This window comes from Sphingopyxis sp. CCNWLW2 (assembly GCF_037095755.1).
Classification (GTDB): domain Bacteria; phylum Pseudomonadota; class Alphaproteobacteria; order Sphingomonadales; family Sphingomonadaceae; genus Sphingopyxis.
On sequence record NZ_JBAWKJ010000001.1, the window covers coordinates 1,192,781 to 1,206,606 of the forward strand.

Genomic DNA, 13,826 nt, shown 5'->3' on the forward strand with positions numbered 1-13,826 from the left:
TTAGAACTCCAATCCGCCTTCGCGAGCCGCGTCGGCCAGCGCCTTGATGCGCCCGTGGAACAGGAAACCGCCGCGGTCGAACACGACCTGCGTCACGCCCGCCTTTTTCGCGGCAGCGGCGAGGCGCTTGCCAACGTCGGCAGCCGCCGCAGTGGTCGCGCCGGTCTTACCGCGGACATCCTTGTCCAGCGTCGAGGCCGCAGCGAGCGTCTGCCCGGCAGCGTCATCGATGAGCTGTGCATAGATGTGGCGGCCCGAACGGTGCACCGACAGGCGAGCGCGGCCACCCGCGCGCTGACGGAGGGCGGTACGGACGCGCTGACGGCGTTTTTGGAAAGGGGTAAGATGTGCCATGGCTTACTTCTTCTTGCCTTCTTTGCGGAAGATGTACTCGCCGCGATATTTGATGCCCTTGCCCTTATAGGGTTCGGGCTTACGCCAACGGCGGATTTCCGCCGCGACCTGGCCGACCTTCTGCTTGTCGATGCCGCTGATCTCGATCGTCGTGTTGTCCGGCGTCTTGATCTCGATGCCTTCGGGCACCGCGAAATCGACATCATGGCTGTAGCCGAGCTGCAGCTTCAGCGTCTTGCCCTGCGAGTTGGCGCGATAGCCGACACCGGTGATCTCGAGGACCTTGGTGAAGCCTTCGGTCACACCCGTGATCAGGTTCTGCACCAGCGTACGCTGCATGCCCCAGAAAGCGCGAGCTTCGCGGGTTGCGTTCGCGGGCTGGACCGAGATGCTGCCTTCGGCGACTTCATAGTTGATGAGGTCGGAAAGCGGCATCGCGAGCGTGCCCTTCGGTCCCTTGACCGACAGCTGGCCGCCATCGATCGCGGCGGTGACGCCGCCCGGAATCGGTACTGCCTTTTTACCAATGCGCGACATCAGAACACCTCCGCCAGCACTTCGCCGCCGACATTATGTTCGCGTGCTTCGGCGTCCGAGAGAACGCCGCGCGGGGTCGACACGATGGTGATACCAAGGCCGTTGCGAATGATCGGAAGTTCTTTCGAACCCGAATAGACGCGGCGGCCCGGCTTCGAAACGCGCGCCACATGGCGGATCGCCGGCTGCCCTTCGAAATATTTCAGTTCGATGCGGATGCCCTTGTGCTGACCCTTGGCACCCAGCGCTTCTTCGCTGTAGCCGCGGATATAGCCTTCGCGCTGGAGAACATCGAGAACGCGGACACGCAGGGTCGAAGCCGGCGTCAGGACGCTGTCCTTCTTCGCCGTCTGGCCGTTGCGGATGCGGGTGAGCATATCACCCAGGGGATCGGTCATTGCCATCTTGTCAGTCCCTTACCAGCTCGACTTCACAACACCGGGGATCAGGCCCTTGTTGGCCAGATCGCGGAGCTGGATACGGCACAGCCGGAATTTGCGATAATAAGCGCGCGGGCGCCCCGTCAGCTCGCACCGGTTACGGATGCGGGTCGGGTTACCATTGCGCGGGATTTCCGCCATCTTGAGGCGCGCGATCAGACGCTCGCCATCGTCGAGCGAGCTGTCCGCTGCAATCGCCTTCAGCTTCGCGTAACGGCCGGCGTATTTCTTCACCAGCTGCTTGCGACGCTCGTTCTTGTTTACCGAACTCAGTTTCGCCATGACTTAAGTTCTCTTTCCTTCTTGAAAGAGCCTGCCTGGTCCCAAAGGGATCAGGCGGCTTCCTTTTCCTGCGCTTCGATCGGGAAGGGGAAGCCGAACAGCTTGAGCAGTTCGCGGGCTTCATCGTCCGTACGGGCGGTGGTGGTGACGATCACGTCCATGCCGCGCACCTGGTCGATGCGGTCATAGTTGATCTCGGGGAAGATGATCTGCTCTTTCAGGCCCATGGCATAGTTGCCACGGCCGTCGAAGCTCGTCGCCGACACGCCGCGGAAGTCGCGGATGCGCGGCATTGCGATCGTGATCAGGCGATCGAGGAATTCATACATGCGTTCGCGGCGCAGGGTCACCTTGCAGCCGATCGGCATGCCTTCGCGCAGCTTGAACTGTGCGATCGACTTCTTCGCCTTGGTCACGACAGGCTTCTGGCCGGCGATGAGTTCCATCTCGGCAGCCGCCGATTCGACCTTCTTCTTGTCCTGCGTGGCTTCGCCGACGCCCATGTTGAGCGTGATCTTTTCGATCTTCGGCACTTCCATCGCATTCTTGTAACCGAACTTCTCGGTCATCGCCTTGACGATCACATCGTCATAGCGAGTGCGCATGCGCGGGGTGTAATTGTCAGCCATTGAGCGTCTCCCCGGACTTCACGGCCACGCGGACCTTCTTGCCGTCCTTGGTTTCAAAACGAACGCGCGTCGGCTTGCCGGTCTTGGGATCGGCAATCGCGACCTTGCTCGCGTACAGCGGCGCTTCCTTGCGCTCCAGGCCACCCTGCGGGTTGGTCTGGCTCGGCTTGCGGTGGCGCGTGATGACGTTGACGCCAGCGACGACGACCTTGCCGTCTTTCGGCAGGCTCTGCGTCACTTCACCGGTCTTGCCCTTGTCCTTGCCGGACAGGATGACAACCGTGTCGCCCTTCTTGATCTTGTTCGCCATGGTCAGAGCACCTCCGGCGCCAGGCTGATGATCTTCATATAGCCACGGCCGCGCAGTTCGCGGACGACGGGGCCGAAGATACGGGTGCCGATCGGCTCCTCGTTCTTGTTGACGAGCACGGCGGCGTTGCTGTCGAAACGGATGACCGAGCCATCGGCGCGGCGCACGTCCTTCGCGGTGCGAACGATAACGGCGCGATGCACGTCACCCTTCTTCACCTTGCCGCGGGGCTGGGCTTCCTTGATCGACACGACGATCACGTCGCCCACGCCGGCGGTGCGACGCTTCGACCCGCCGAGCACCTTGATGCACTGGACGCGCTTGGCACCGCTGTTGTCAGCGACTTCCAATTGTGACTGCATCTGGATCATCGATGCATTTCCTTCTCTTTTGGCCTACCGGGATGCCCCGGCGGTTCCGTGAAACTCAGCTTAGGCGTCAGCAGCCGTCTTGGGCTTGCTGTGGGTGTCGACCTTGTCGAGCACCTTCCACGTCTTCAGCTTCGAAATCGGCTTCGTTTCCTCGATGCGGACGGTTTCGCCAGCCTTGATGGCGTTGTCCTCATCGTGGGCGTGATACTTTTTCGAGCGGCGGATGATCTTGCCGTACAGAGGGTGCTTCACCTTCCGTTCGACCTTCACCACGACGGTCTTGTCGCCCTTGTCGGACACCACCGTACCGGTCAGAATGCGCTTCGGCATCGATAGTCTCCTTACTTCGCGGCCGAGCGCGTGCGCTCGGTCTGCTGCGTCTTGATGCGGGCGATCGAGCGCCGCACTTCCTTGACGCGCGATGCTTTTTCAAGCTGGCCGGTGGCCGCCTGGAAGCGGAGGTTGAACGCCTCGCGCTTCAGTTCGCCAAGCTGTTCGGCGAGCTGGTCGTCGGTCTTGGCCTTGAAATCTTCGGTCTTGGCCATGTCCTTAGCCCTCCAGGTGCGAGGTGTCGCCGAGACGGGCGATCACCTTCGTCTTGATCGGCAGCTTCATCGCGGCGCGTTCGAACGCCAGCGCGGCCACGGGGCCGGGAACGCCGTCGAGTTCGAACAGGATGCGACCCGGCTTCACGCGAGCGGCCCAGAATTCCGGCGAACCCTTGCCCTTACCCATACGGACTTCGGCAGGCTTCGACGACACGGGGACGTCGGGGAAGATGCGGATCCACAAACGGCCCTGACGCTTGATCGCGCGGCTGATCGCACGGCGAGCCGCTTCGATCTGGCGTGCGGTGATCCGCTCGGGTTCCATTGCCTTCAGCCCGTAAGAGCCGAAGTTCAGGCTGGTCCCACCCTTGGCATTGCCATGGATGCGGCCTTTGAAAGCCTTGCGGAACTTGGTTTTTTTCGGTTGCAGCATGTCAGCAGTCCTTAGCGGCGATCTTCACGAGCCGGACGGACGCCGGTCGTCTGTGCGTCGAGCATCAGACGGTCGGTCGCCATCGGGTCGTGGCCGAGAATCTCGCCCTTGAAGATCCACACCTTGATCCCGCACACGCCATAGGCGGTGTGGGCGGTCGATTCGGCATAGTCGACGTTGGCGCGCAGCGTGTGAAGCGGCACCCGGCCTTCGCGGTACCATTCGGTACGCGCGATTTCCGCGCCGCCGAGACGGCCGGCGCAGTTGATGCGGATGCCTTCGGCGCCCAGACGCATCGCCGACTGAACCGCACGCTTCATGGCGCGACGGAACGCGACGCGGCGTTCAAGCTGGTCGGCAATGCCCTGGCCGACGAGCTTGGCGTCGACTTCGGGCTTGCGGATTTCGACGATGTTCAGCGACACGTCGCTGCCCGTCAGTTCACCGAGCTTCTTGCGCAGCTTTTCGATGTCCGCGCCCTTCTTGCCGATGATGACGCCCGGACGGGCGGCATAGATCGAGACGCGGCACAGCTTGGCCGGACGTTCGATCACGACCTTCGAGATCGCGGCCTGCGGCAGGTTCTTGAACACATACTGGCGGATCTTCAGATCCTCGACCAGCATGCGGCCATAGTCCTGGCCTTCGGCGAACCAGCGGCTGTCCCAGGTGCGGTTGACCTGCAGGCGCAGGCCGATCGGATTGCTCTTCTGGCCCATCTTACGCCTCTTCTTCCTGTTCGCGCACGACAATGCGGATGCGGCTGAACGGCTTGACGATCCGGGTCGACTTGCCGCGGCCACGTGCGTGCCAGCGCTTCATCGAGATCGACTTGCCCACGCTCGCTTCCTTGATGACGAGCGCATCAACGTCGAGGTTGTGGTTGTTTTCCGCGTTGGCGACGGCGCTGGCGAGAACCTTGCGCACGTCGACAGCCATCGCCTTCTTCGAGAAGGTGAGGATGTTCATCGCGTCTTCGACCTTGCGGCCGCGGATCAGTGCGGCAACGAGGTTCAGCTTCTGCGCCGAACCGCGGATCTGCGTGCCGACCGAGAGTGCCTCGTTATCCGCAACGCGGCGGGGGGACTTTTCCTTGCCCATTAGCGTTTGCCCTTCTTGTCGGCAGCGTGACCGGGGAAGAAGCGCGTCGGCGCAAATTCACCCAGCTTCATGCCGACCATGTCTTCGTTCACCGACACCGGCACGAACTTGCGGCCGTTGTAGACGTTGAAGGTCAGCCCCACGAACTGCGGCAGGATGGTGGACCGACGCGACCAGGTCTTGATCGGGGCATTGCTGCCGCCGTCCTGGGCCGTTTCGGCTTTCTTGAGCAGATGGAGGTCCACGAAAGGACCCTTCCAGACCGAGCGAGCCATGGCTTACCTCTTCTTCTTCGCGTGACGCGACCGGATGATCATCTTGTCGGTCGACTTGTTGTGGCGCGTACGCGCACCCTTCGTCGGCTTGCCCCACGGGGTAACCGGGTGACGGCCGCCCGAGGTACGGCCTTCGCCGCCGCCATGCGGGTGATCGACCGGGTTCTTCGCGACACCGCGGGTCAGCGGGCGCTTGCCGAGCCAGCGGCCACGGCCGGCCTTGCCGAGGTTGGTGTTCTGGTTGTCGGGGTTCGACACCGCACCAACCGTGCCCATGCACTCGCCGCGAATGTAACGCTGCTCGCCCGAACCGAGACGCACGATGACGAGACCGCGGTCACGACCGACGACCTGTGCATAGGTGCCAGCCGAACGGGCGATCTGGCCACCCTTGCCCGGCTTCATCTCGATATTGTGGACGATCGTGCCGACGGGCATCTGCGACAATTCCATCGCATTGCCCGGCTTCACGTCGGTCTTCTTACCGGCAACGACGGTGTCGCCAACGGCCAGACGCTGCGGCGCCAGGATGTAGGTCTGCTCACCGTCTTCATACTTGACGAGTGCGATGAACGCCGTGCGGTTGGGGTCATATTCCAGACGCTCGACGGTAGCCGGCATGTCCCACTTGCGACGCTTGAAGTCGATGAAGCGGTACTTCTGCTTGTGGCCACCAGCGATACCGCGCGAGGTCACATGACCCTTGTTGTTGCGGCCACCGGTCTTGTTCTTGCCTTCGGTCAGCGCCTTGACGGGCTTGCCCTTCCACAGCGACGACTTGTCGACGAGGATCAGGCCGCGCTGCGCGGGGCTGGTCGGATTATAGGATTTAAGTGCCATTTTCTCTGCCTTTTCCTACAATCAGACGCCGGTCGTGACGTCGATCGTCTGGCCTTCGGCCAGGCGAACGATCGCCTTCTTCACGTCGCTGCGGGTGTAGGGCTTGCCCTTCCAGCGCTTGGTCTTGCCCTTGGTGATCAGCGTGTTGACGCTGAGAACCTTGACATCGAACAGCGCCTCGACGGCGGCCTTGATCGCGGGCTTGGTTGCGTCGTTCGCAACCTTGAACACCACGGCGTCATTTTCGCTGAGCAGCGTCGACTTTTCAGTGATCACCGGAGCGAGGATCACGTCATAGTGACGCGCGTCGACTGTTTTTGCCTTAGCCATTGAAGCGTGCCTCCAGCTTTTCGAGGCCGGCGCGGGTCAGAACCAGCGTATCGGCGCGCAAAATGTCATAGACGTTGGCACCCATCGCCGGCATCGAGTCGATGCCGATGAGGTTGGCCGACGCCATGGCGAAGCTTTCGTGCACTGCATCACCGTCGATGAAGAGTGCACGATTGCCGAGTTCGAGCTTGCCGAGCTGGCCGGCGAGCGCCTTGGTCTTGGCGTCCTTGAGCTCGAGCGTGTCGAGAACGAGGATTTTGCCGCCCTTCGCCTTGTCGCTCAGTGCCATTTTCAGGCCGAGCGTGCGGATCTTCTTGTTCAGCGAGTGGCCGAAAGTGCGGGCACGCGGGCCATGTGCCTTGCCGCCGCCGATGAAGATCGGAGCTGCGCGATCGCCGTGACGAGCCGTACCGCCGCCCTTCTGGCGCCCGAACTTCTTGCCGGTGCGCGACACGTCGCTGCGTTCGCGGGCGGCGCGAGCCGGACCACGGCGCTTTTCGAGCTGCCAGCTGACGACACGGTGAAGGATGTCGGCACGCGGGTCGACGCCGAACACATCGTCGTTAAGATCGATGTCCGCGCCGGCCTTGCCGTCGATGGTGTGAACCTTGACCTTCATGATCAGGACTCCTGTGCGCCGTCGGTGGTGGCAGTGTCGACCACGGTTTCTTCAACCGGGGTTTCCACGGGCGCATCAGCCGGGGCTTCTTGATTGGCGTTCGCTGCGCTCTTGATGCCCGCCGGATAGGGGGCCTCGGGGTGGCGCGGCAGCTTGACCGCATCGCGGACCATCAGCCAGCCGCCCTTCGAGCCAGGGACCGAGCCCTTGACGAAGAGAAGGCCGCGCTCGACGTCGGTGCGGACGATTTCGAGATTCTGCTGGGTGCGGTTGCGGGCGCCCATGTGGCCGGCCATCTTCTTGTTCTTGAAGACGCGTCCCGGATCCTGGCGGTTACCGGTCGAACCGTGCGCACGGTGGCTGATCGAAACACCGTGGGTCGCGCGCATACCGCCGAAACCCCAGCGCTTCATCGCACCGGCAAAGCCCTTACCCTGGGTCACGCCCTGGATGTCGACGATCTGGCCAGCGACGAAATGGTCGGCCGACAGTTCGGCGCCGACGTCGAGCGTCGCGTCGTCGGCGACGCGGAATTCGACGACCTTCGCCTTGGGTTCGACTTCGGCCTTGCCGAAAGCGCCACGCTGCGGCTTCGCAACATTCTTCGCCTTCGCCGAGCCGGCACCGAGCTGAACGGCCACATAGCCGTCACGTTCTTGTTCGCGCACAGAAATGACCTGACAGCCTTCGAGACTCAGGACGGTGACGGGCACGTGGCGGCCGTCGTCCTGAAACAGGCGGGTCATCCCCATTTTCTTCGCGATCACGCCAGTCCGCATGATCATACTCCTCAACAGAGGCCGGGCGGACCATTCCGCACGGCGTGTGGGACCCCATCAAGGCGAACCCCGACGAGAACCCTCCCAGCCCAAAATTTCGATGCATCGCCCCGTCCGGGCTGAGGTGCCGCCATCCCGAAGGAGAAGCGGCGAGACGGGGGACGCAGCCCGGTCTGGATGTTTCCGAAGAAACGACCGGCGGTATCCACCCTATCGTCGGTCCGGATCGCGCCGGACAATGCAGTCACCGAAGTGTCCTGCCGATAGAGACCCCGGATCAGATCCGGGGCTGCGTTGGCTTAGGCCAACTTGATCTCAACATTCACGCCCGCGGCGAGGTCGAGCTTCATCAGCGCGTCGACCGTCTGCGGGGTGGGCTGCACGATGTCGAGCAGCCGCTTGTGGGTACGCACCTCGAACTGCTCGCGCGACTTCTTGTCGACATGCGGGCCGCGGTTCACGGTGAATTTTTCAATACGCGTCGGAAGCGGGATCGGGCCGCGAATAAGCGCTCCGGTACGACGTGCCGTGTCGGCAATGTCGGTGGTGGCCTGATCGAGCACGCGGTGATCAAAGGCCTTCAGGCGAATGCGAATATTCTGCGTTTCCATGACTGTTCCAGTCGAATCCCGTCTAACGATGCGAAAGAGCCGAAATGGCCTGCTCCGATTTCCGCATGGAAACCGGATCGGCCATCAAAATTCTTTAAGCTACGAGCCGCGCGAATCGCTTCCGAATCGCGCGGCTCGCGGCCCTATATTACTTTGTGACCGTGGCCACAACCCCTGCGCCGACCGTGCGGCCACCTTCGCGAATTGCGAAGCGGAGACCCGGGTCCATGGCGATCGGAGCGATCAGCTTGACCGACAGCTGGACGTTGTCGCCCGGCATGACCATTTCGGTGCCGGCGGGCAGAATGACTTCGCCGGTGACGTCGGTGGTGCGGAAGTAGAACTGCGGACGATAGTTCGCAAAGAACGGCGTGTGACGGCCGCCTTCATCCTTCGACAGGACGTACACTTCCGAGGTGAACTCGGTGTGCGGCGTGATCGAGCCGGGCTTCGCCAGAACCTGGCCACGCTCGACTTCTTCACGGCCGACGCCGCGGATCAGCGCACCGACGTTGTCGCCAGCCTGGCCCTGGTCGAGCAGCTTGCGGAACATTTCGACGCCGGTGACGACGGTCTTCTTGGTGTCCTTGATGCCGACGATTTCGACTTCTTCACCAACCTTGACGACGCCGGTTTCGATACGGCCGGTGACGACGGTACCGCGACCCGAGATCGAGAACACGTCTTCAATCGGCATCAGGAAGGGCTTGTCGAGCGGACGTTCCGGCTGCGGGATCCACGCGTCGACAGCAGCCATCAGCTTCAGGATCGCGTCCTTGCCGATGGCGTCGTCGCGACCTTCGAGGGCGGCGAGAGCCGAACCCGGGATGATCGGAATATTGTCGCCATCGAAGTCGCGCTTCGACAGTTCTTCGCGGATTTCGAGCTCAACGAGTTCGAGCAGCTCGGGATCGTCCAGCTGGTCGACCTTGTTGAGGAAGACGACCATGGTCGGAACGCCAACCTGCTTCGCGAGCAGGATGTGCTCCTTCGTCTGCGGCATCGGGCCGTCAGCAGCCGACACAACGAGGATCGCGCCGTCCATCTGGGCGGCACCGGTGATCATGTTCTTCACATAGTCGGCGTGACCCGGGCAGTCGACGTGCGCATAGTGGCGGCCGTCGGTTTCATATTCGACGTGTGCGGTCGAAATGGTGATGCCGCGCTCGCGCTCTTCGGGAGCCTTGTCGATGTTCGCGAAGTCGACGGCGGCGTTGCCGGCGACGTTTTCGGCGAGCACCTTGGTGATCGCTGCGGTCAGCGAGGTCTTGCCATGGTCGACGTGACCGATGGTGCCGATGTTGCAGTGCGGCTTCGTCCGCTCAAATTTAGCCTTGGCCATGATGGTATAACCTTCTTGTTCAATGTTTGCGTTGATCAGTCCTGGACGAGCCTGCTGAATCAGGCGCCGCCCTTAGAGGGTCTTGCCGCGCGGTGCAAGCCCGCGCGGCTTTGACCCATCAGGCCATCTTGGCCTTCACTTCTTCGGCGACGTTGGTCGGCACTTCTTCGTAATGCGAGAATTGCATCGAATAGCTTGCGCGACCCTGGCTGAAGCTGCGCAGCTGATTGACGTAGCCGAACATGTTAGCCAGCGGAACGATCGCCTCGACGACCTGGGCGATGCCCCGGCTGTCGGTGCCCTGGATCTGTCCGCGACGACTGTTAAGGTCGCCGATCACGTCGCCCATGAATTCCTCAGGGGTAACGACTTCGACCTTCATCACCGGCTCGAGCAGCTTGATGCCGGCCTTCGCCGCCACTTCGCGCATCGCCGCACGGCCCGCGATTTCGAACGCCAGCGCCGACGAGTCGACGTCGTGGTACGCGCCGTCGGTGAGCTTGATTTCGAAGTCGATGATCGGGAAGCCGATCATGTGACCATTCTCGGCCGACTCGCGCATGCCCTTTTCGACCGACGGGATATATTCGCGCGGAATGTTACCGCCCTTGATCTCGTCGATGAAGGTGATGCCTGCGCCGCGTTCGCCGGGAGCGACGCTGACCTTAACGCGGCCGAACTGGCCCGAGCCACCCGACTGCTTCTTGTGGGTATAGTCGACGTCGACGGCCTTCGCGAGCGATTCGCGGTACGCCACCTGCGGCGCGCCGACGTTCGCTTCGACCTTGAACTCGCGCTTCATGCGATCGACAAGGATGTCGAGGTGAAGCTCGCCCATGCCCTTGATGATCGTCTGACCCGATTCATGGTCGGTCGACACGCGGAACGAGGGATCCTCGGCGGCCAGGCGGTTGAGCGCGATGCCCATACGTTCCTGGTCGGCCTTGGTCTTCGGTTCCACCGACAGCTCGATGACCGGCTCGGGGAATTCCATCCGCTCGAGGATGATCGGCGCGTTGGTGGCGCAGAGCGTGTCCCCGGTGGTGGTTTCCTTAAGGCCGGCGAGCGCGACGATGTCGCCCGCATAGGCTTCTTCGATGTCTTCGCGGCTGTTCGCATGCATCAGCAGCATGCGGCCAACCTTTTCCTTCTTGTCCTTCACCGAGTTCAGGTAGGTGCCCTTGTTGAGCGTACCCGAATAGATGCGGGCGAAGGTGAGCGAACCGACGAACGGGTCGTTCATGATCTTGAAGGCGAGCAGCGACAGCGGCGCCGCGTCCGACGTCTCACGCGAGTCGGGCTGATCGTTCGACGGGTTGATGCCCTGGACGTCAGGAATGTCGAGCGGCGAAGGCAGGTAATCGACAACCGCGTCGAGCAGCGTCTGGACACCCTTGTTCTTGAACGCCGAGCCGCAGAGGACCGGAACGAACGCCTGCGCCAGCGTACCCTTGCGGATCAGCTTCTTGAGCGTCGCGACGTCAGGGACGGTGCCTTCGAGATAGGCTTCCATCGCGTCGTCGTCCTGTTCGACGGCGAGCTCGACGAGCTTTTCGCGATATTCGGCCGCCTTGTCGGCGAGGTCGGCGGGGATTTCTTCATAGAAGAATTCGGCGCCGAGGCTTTCGTCCTTCCAGATGATCGCACGCTCGTTGACGAGGTCGACGAGGCCCTTGAAGCCGCCTTCCGAACCGATCGGCAGATAGAGCACCGCCGGGGTCGCGCCGAGGCGATCGATGATCGTCTGGACGCAATAATAGAAATCGGCGCCGGTGCGGTCGAGCTTGTTGATGAAGCACATCCGCGGAACTTTATACTTGTCCGCCTGGCGCCACACGGTTTCCGACTGCGGCTCAACGCCGGCAACGCCGTCGAACGCGGTGATCGCGCCGTCGAGCACGCGCAGCGAACGTTCGACTTCAATCGTGAAGTCGACGTGTCCGGGGGTGTCGATGATGTTCAGGCGATGCTCGGGGCCTTGGCCTTCTTCGGCCTTCCACAGGCAGGTGGTGGCGGCCGACGTGATCGTGATGCCGCGTTCCTGTTCCTGCTCCATCCAGTCCATCGTCGCGGCGCCGTCATGGACTTCGCCGATCTTGTAGGACTTGCCGGTGTAGTAAAGGATACGCTCGGTCGTCGTGGTCTTGCCGGCGTCGATGTGCGCCATGATACCGAAATTGCGATAGCGTTCGAGCGGATGGCTGCGTGCCATGGTCTTTTCCTTGGATTTGGGGGGCGGCCTTGGGAGCCGCCTCCGATATAGGAACGATTGTTACGATTGCGAGACGCGGCAGCGTCCCGCAGGCGCTTACCAGCGGTAGTGGCTGAAGGCGCGGTTCGCTTCGGCCATGCGATGCGTGTCTTCACGCTTCTTCACGGCGTTGCCACGGTTGTTCGACGCGTCGAGCAGTTCGCCCGACAGCCTAGCTGCCATGGTGGTTTCGCTGCGGTTGCGCGCGGCGGTGATCAGCCAGCGGATCGCGAGCGCCTGCGCACGTTCCGGACGGACTTCGACCGGAACCTGATAGGTCGCACCGCCGACGCGGCGGCTGCGGACTTCGATGTTCGGGCGGATGTTCGCCAGCGCTTCGTGGAACACGCCGAGCGGTTCCTTCTTGGCGCGGGTTTCGACCGACTCGAGCGCACCGTAGACGATGCTTTCGGCGACCGACTTTTTCCCGTCCAGCATGACGCTGTTCATGAATTTCGACAGCACGACATCCCCGAAACGGGGATCGGGCAGGATTTCGCGGCGTTCAGGACGACGACGACGAGCCATAGGTAATTCCTTTTACAACAGCATCCCGGCGCATGCGCAGCCAGGGATGATCAAATAGCCGAAAAAGCGGTCCTTACTTCGGACGCTTCGCGCCGTACTTCGAACGGCTCTGCTTGCGGTCCTTCACGCCCTGCGTATCGAGCACGCCGCGCAGGACGTGGTAACGCACACCGGGAAGATCGCGGACACGACCGCCGCGGATCAGCACAACGCTGTGTTCCTGGAGGTTGTGGCCTTCGCCGGGGATGTAGGTGATGACTTCGCGCTGGTTGGTCAGGCGGACCTTCGCAACCTTGCGGAGCGCCGAGTTCGGCTTTTTCGGGGTCGTCGTGTAGACACGGGTGCAAACGCCGCGCTTTTGCGGGTTTGCGTCCATCGCCGGGACCTTGGACTTCACCTTCTGGGGAGTCCGGCCCTTGCGGACCAGCTGGTTGATCGTGGGCATGAATGCTTCACCTTTAAATGTCCGCCCATCAAAGCGAACGGTTACTGTACCGCGGTGGATGAAGCTCCGGCCGATAACCCGCCAAAATTGGCGAAAAACGGCCGACCTGATAACAGCAAAAGACCCCGGCGGATCGTGATGATCTTCCGGAGGCTCCATCCGCGCCAGCAATGTTCAAGCGCTGTTGCAACTGAAAGAGGCAGCAAACCGCCCTTTTCGGTCGAGCGGGCCCCTAGACCCGATTCCCGTCGGGGTCAAGGGGCGGGCAATATTGTTGCGCCCGCCGGGGCGGGCTATCGGTCGCCCATGCCCGCGGTTCGCCACACCAGCTTTGCGCCCCACGTCGCGCCCGACACGCGATTGCTGATCCTCGGCAGCCTGCCGGGCGTGCGCTCGCTCGCCCAGCAGCAATATTATGCGCATCCGACGAACCAGTTCTGGCGCCTGCTCGGCGCGGTCATCGGCCAGCCGCTCGCGGACCTGCCCTATGCCGACAGGCTGGTCGCGCTGCGCGCGGCAAAGGTCGGGCTGTGGGACGTGATCCGCAGCGCCGAACGGCACATGAGCAGCGACTCGCTGATCCGCGAAGCCGAGGCGCACGACCTCGCGGCGCTGGTCGCCGATCTGCCCGACCTGTGCATGATCGCCTTCAACGGCGGCAAGGCTGCGGCGATCGGGCGGAAGCAGCTGCCGCCGCTCGATGAAGTCGCCGTCATCGACCTCCCGTCGAGCAGCGCCGCGCATACGATCGGCTTCGCGGCGAAGCGCGATCGCTGGCTGAAGCTTCGGGCGGCGCTCTGA

Annotated in this window: 23 protein-coding genes; 1 reads left to right on the forward strand and 22 read right to left on the reverse strand. The window is 62.6% G+C overall.

Features of this window, described 5'->3' with window-relative positions:
- The 22 genes from rplR to rpsL form a co-directional block, all read right to left on the reverse strand.
- Positions 1 to 354: a 50S ribosomal protein L18 gene (rplR, locus tag V8J55_RS05550; RefSeq protein WP_058539577.1), complete on the reverse strand. Its 354-nt coding sequence runs from the start codon at positions 352 to 354 to the stop codon at positions 1 to 3.
- Positions 355 to 357: 3 nt separating this feature from the next.
- Positions 358 to 891, reverse strand: coding sequence for a 50S ribosomal protein L6 (rplF, locus tag V8J55_RS05555; RefSeq protein WP_336444697.1), 534 nt, complete (start codon positions 889 to 891; stop codon positions 358 to 360).
- The gene (gene rpsH / locus V8J55_RS05560; protein WP_037515661.1) at positions 891 to 1,295 is read right to left on the reverse strand and encodes a 30S ribosomal protein S8; all 405 of its coding nucleotides are present in this window, start codon (positions 1,293 to 1,295) and stop codon (positions 891 to 893) included. The genes rplF and rpsH overlap by 1 nt, the downstream gene beginning before the upstream one ends.
- Before the next feature lie 12 nt (positions 1,296 to 1,307).
- Positions 1,308 to 1,613, reverse strand: coding sequence for a 30S ribosomal protein S14 (rpsN, locus tag V8J55_RS05565; RefSeq protein ID WP_037515659.1), 306 nt, complete (start codon positions 1,611 to 1,613; stop codon positions 1,308 to 1,310).
- Between the two features lie 50 nt (positions 1,614 to 1,663).
- Positions 1,664 to 2,242: a 50S ribosomal protein L5 gene (gene rplE, locus V8J55_RS05570; protein ID WP_058539579.1), complete on the reverse strand. Its 579-nt coding sequence runs from the start codon at positions 2,240 to 2,242 to the stop codon at positions 1,664 to 1,666.
- The gene (gene rplX, locus V8J55_RS05575; RefSeq protein WP_037515657.1) at positions 2,235 to 2,552 is read right to left on the reverse strand and encodes a 50S ribosomal protein L24; all 318 of its coding nucleotides are present in this window, start codon (positions 2,550 to 2,552) and stop codon (positions 2,235 to 2,237) included. The genes rplE and rplX overlap by 8 nt, the downstream gene beginning before the upstream one ends.
- 2 nt (positions 2,553 to 2,554) lie before the next feature.
- Positions 2,555 to 2,923 (reverse strand): 50S ribosomal protein L14, encoded by a 369-nt coding sequence (rplN, locus tag V8J55_RS05580; protein WP_011543078.1) that lies wholly within the window; start codon positions 2,921 to 2,923, stop codon positions 2,555 to 2,557.
- Between the two features lie 60 nt (positions 2,924 to 2,983).
- Positions 2,984 to 3,253 (reverse strand): 30S ribosomal protein S17, encoded by a 270-nt coding sequence (rpsQ, locus tag V8J55_RS05585; protein WP_039578283.1) that lies wholly within the window; start codon positions 3,251 to 3,253, stop codon positions 2,984 to 2,986.
- Between the two features lie 11 nt (positions 3,254 to 3,264).
- Positions 3,265 to 3,468, reverse strand: coding sequence for a 50S ribosomal protein L29 (gene rpmC, locus V8J55_RS05590; protein ID WP_037515654.1), 204 nt, complete (start codon positions 3,466 to 3,468; stop codon positions 3,265 to 3,267).
- 4 nt (positions 3,469 to 3,472) lie between these two features.
- Entirely contained in the window at positions 3,473 to 3,904 is a 432-nt protein-coding gene (gene rplP, locus V8J55_RS05595) for a 50S ribosomal protein L16 (protein ID WP_037515653.1), read from the reverse strand.
- A gap of 11 nt (positions 3,905 to 3,915) precedes the next feature.
- Positions 3,916 to 4,623, reverse strand: coding sequence for a 30S ribosomal protein S3 (gene rpsC, locus V8J55_RS05600; protein WP_037515652.1), 708 nt, complete (start codon positions 4,621 to 4,623; stop codon positions 3,916 to 3,918).
- A gap of 1 nt (position 4,624) precedes the next feature.
- The gene (rplV, locus tag V8J55_RS05605) at positions 4,625 to 5,005 is read right to left on the reverse strand and encodes a 50S ribosomal protein L22 (RefSeq protein ID WP_037515650.1); all 381 of its coding nucleotides are present in this window, start codon (positions 5,003 to 5,005) and stop codon (positions 4,625 to 4,627) included.
- Positions 5,005 to 5,280: a 30S ribosomal protein S19 gene (gene rpsS / locus V8J55_RS05610; RefSeq protein WP_037515648.1), complete on the reverse strand. Its 276-nt coding sequence runs from the start codon at positions 5,278 to 5,280 to the stop codon at positions 5,005 to 5,007. Before rpsS ends, rplV begins: the two co-directional genes overlap by 1 nt.
- 3 nt (positions 5,281 to 5,283) lie before the next feature.
- Positions 5,284 to 6,120: a 50S ribosomal protein L2 gene (gene rplB, locus V8J55_RS05615; protein ID WP_037515646.1), complete on the reverse strand. Its 837-nt coding sequence runs from the start codon at positions 6,118 to 6,120 to the stop codon at positions 5,284 to 5,286.
- A gap of 21 nt (positions 6,121 to 6,141) precedes the next feature.
- Complete coding sequence (locus tag V8J55_RS05620; protein ID WP_037515644.1) at positions 6,142 to 6,450, reverse strand: 50S ribosomal protein L23; 309 nt, start codon at positions 6,448 to 6,450, stop codon at positions 6,142 to 6,144.
- Positions 6,443 to 7,069: a 50S ribosomal protein L4 gene (gene rplD / locus V8J55_RS05625; protein ID WP_037515642.1), complete on the reverse strand. Its 627-nt coding sequence runs from the start codon at positions 7,067 to 7,069 to the stop codon at positions 6,443 to 6,445. The genes V8J55_RS05620 and rplD overlap by 8 nt, the downstream gene beginning before the upstream one ends.
- A gap of 2 nt (positions 7,070 to 7,071) precedes the next feature.
- A complete protein-coding gene (rplC, locus tag V8J55_RS05630) occupies positions 7,072 to 7,848 on the reverse strand; it encodes a 50S ribosomal protein L3 (RefSeq protein ID WP_037515835.1) in 777 nt (258 codons plus the stop codon).
- A 299-nt stretch (positions 7,849 to 8,147) separates the two neighbouring features.
- Positions 8,148 to 8,459 carry a 30S ribosomal protein S10 gene (gene rpsJ / locus V8J55_RS05635; RefSeq protein WP_003042199.1) on the reverse strand — a complete coding sequence of 104 codons (312 nt, stop codon included), beginning with the start codon at positions 8,457 to 8,459 and terminating at the stop codon, positions 8,148 to 8,150.
- Between the two features lie 148 nt (positions 8,460 to 8,607).
- Positions 8,608 to 9,801 (reverse strand): elongation factor Tu, encoded by a 1,194-nt coding sequence (gene tuf, locus V8J55_RS05640; protein WP_037515641.1) that lies wholly within the window; start codon positions 9,799 to 9,801, stop codon positions 8,608 to 8,610.
- A gap of 118 nt (positions 9,802 to 9,919) precedes the next feature.
- Positions 9,920 to 12,013 (reverse strand): elongation factor G, encoded by a 2,094-nt coding sequence (fusA, locus tag V8J55_RS05645; RefSeq protein ID WP_336444698.1) that lies wholly within the window; start codon positions 12,011 to 12,013, stop codon positions 9,920 to 9,922.
- Between the two features lie 96 nt (positions 12,014 to 12,109).
- Positions 12,110 to 12,580, reverse strand: coding sequence for a 30S ribosomal protein S7 (rpsG, locus tag V8J55_RS05650; protein ID WP_037515638.1), 471 nt, complete (start codon positions 12,578 to 12,580; stop codon positions 12,110 to 12,112).
- Positions 12,581 to 12,653: 73 nt separating this feature from the next.
- Positions 12,654 to 13,025, reverse strand: coding sequence for a 30S ribosomal protein S12 (gene rpsL, locus V8J55_RS05655; RefSeq protein WP_037515637.1), 372 nt, complete (start codon positions 13,023 to 13,025; stop codon positions 12,654 to 12,656).
- Positions 13,026 to 13,331: 306 nt separating this feature from the next.
- Here rpsL and V8J55_RS05660 point away from each other — a divergent pair, with 306 nt between their 5' ends.
- Positions 13,332 to 13,826 (forward strand): DNA-deoxyinosine glycosylase, encoded by a 495-nt coding sequence (locus V8J55_RS05660; RefSeq protein WP_336444699.1) that lies wholly within the window; start codon positions 13,332 to 13,334, stop codon positions 13,824 to 13,826.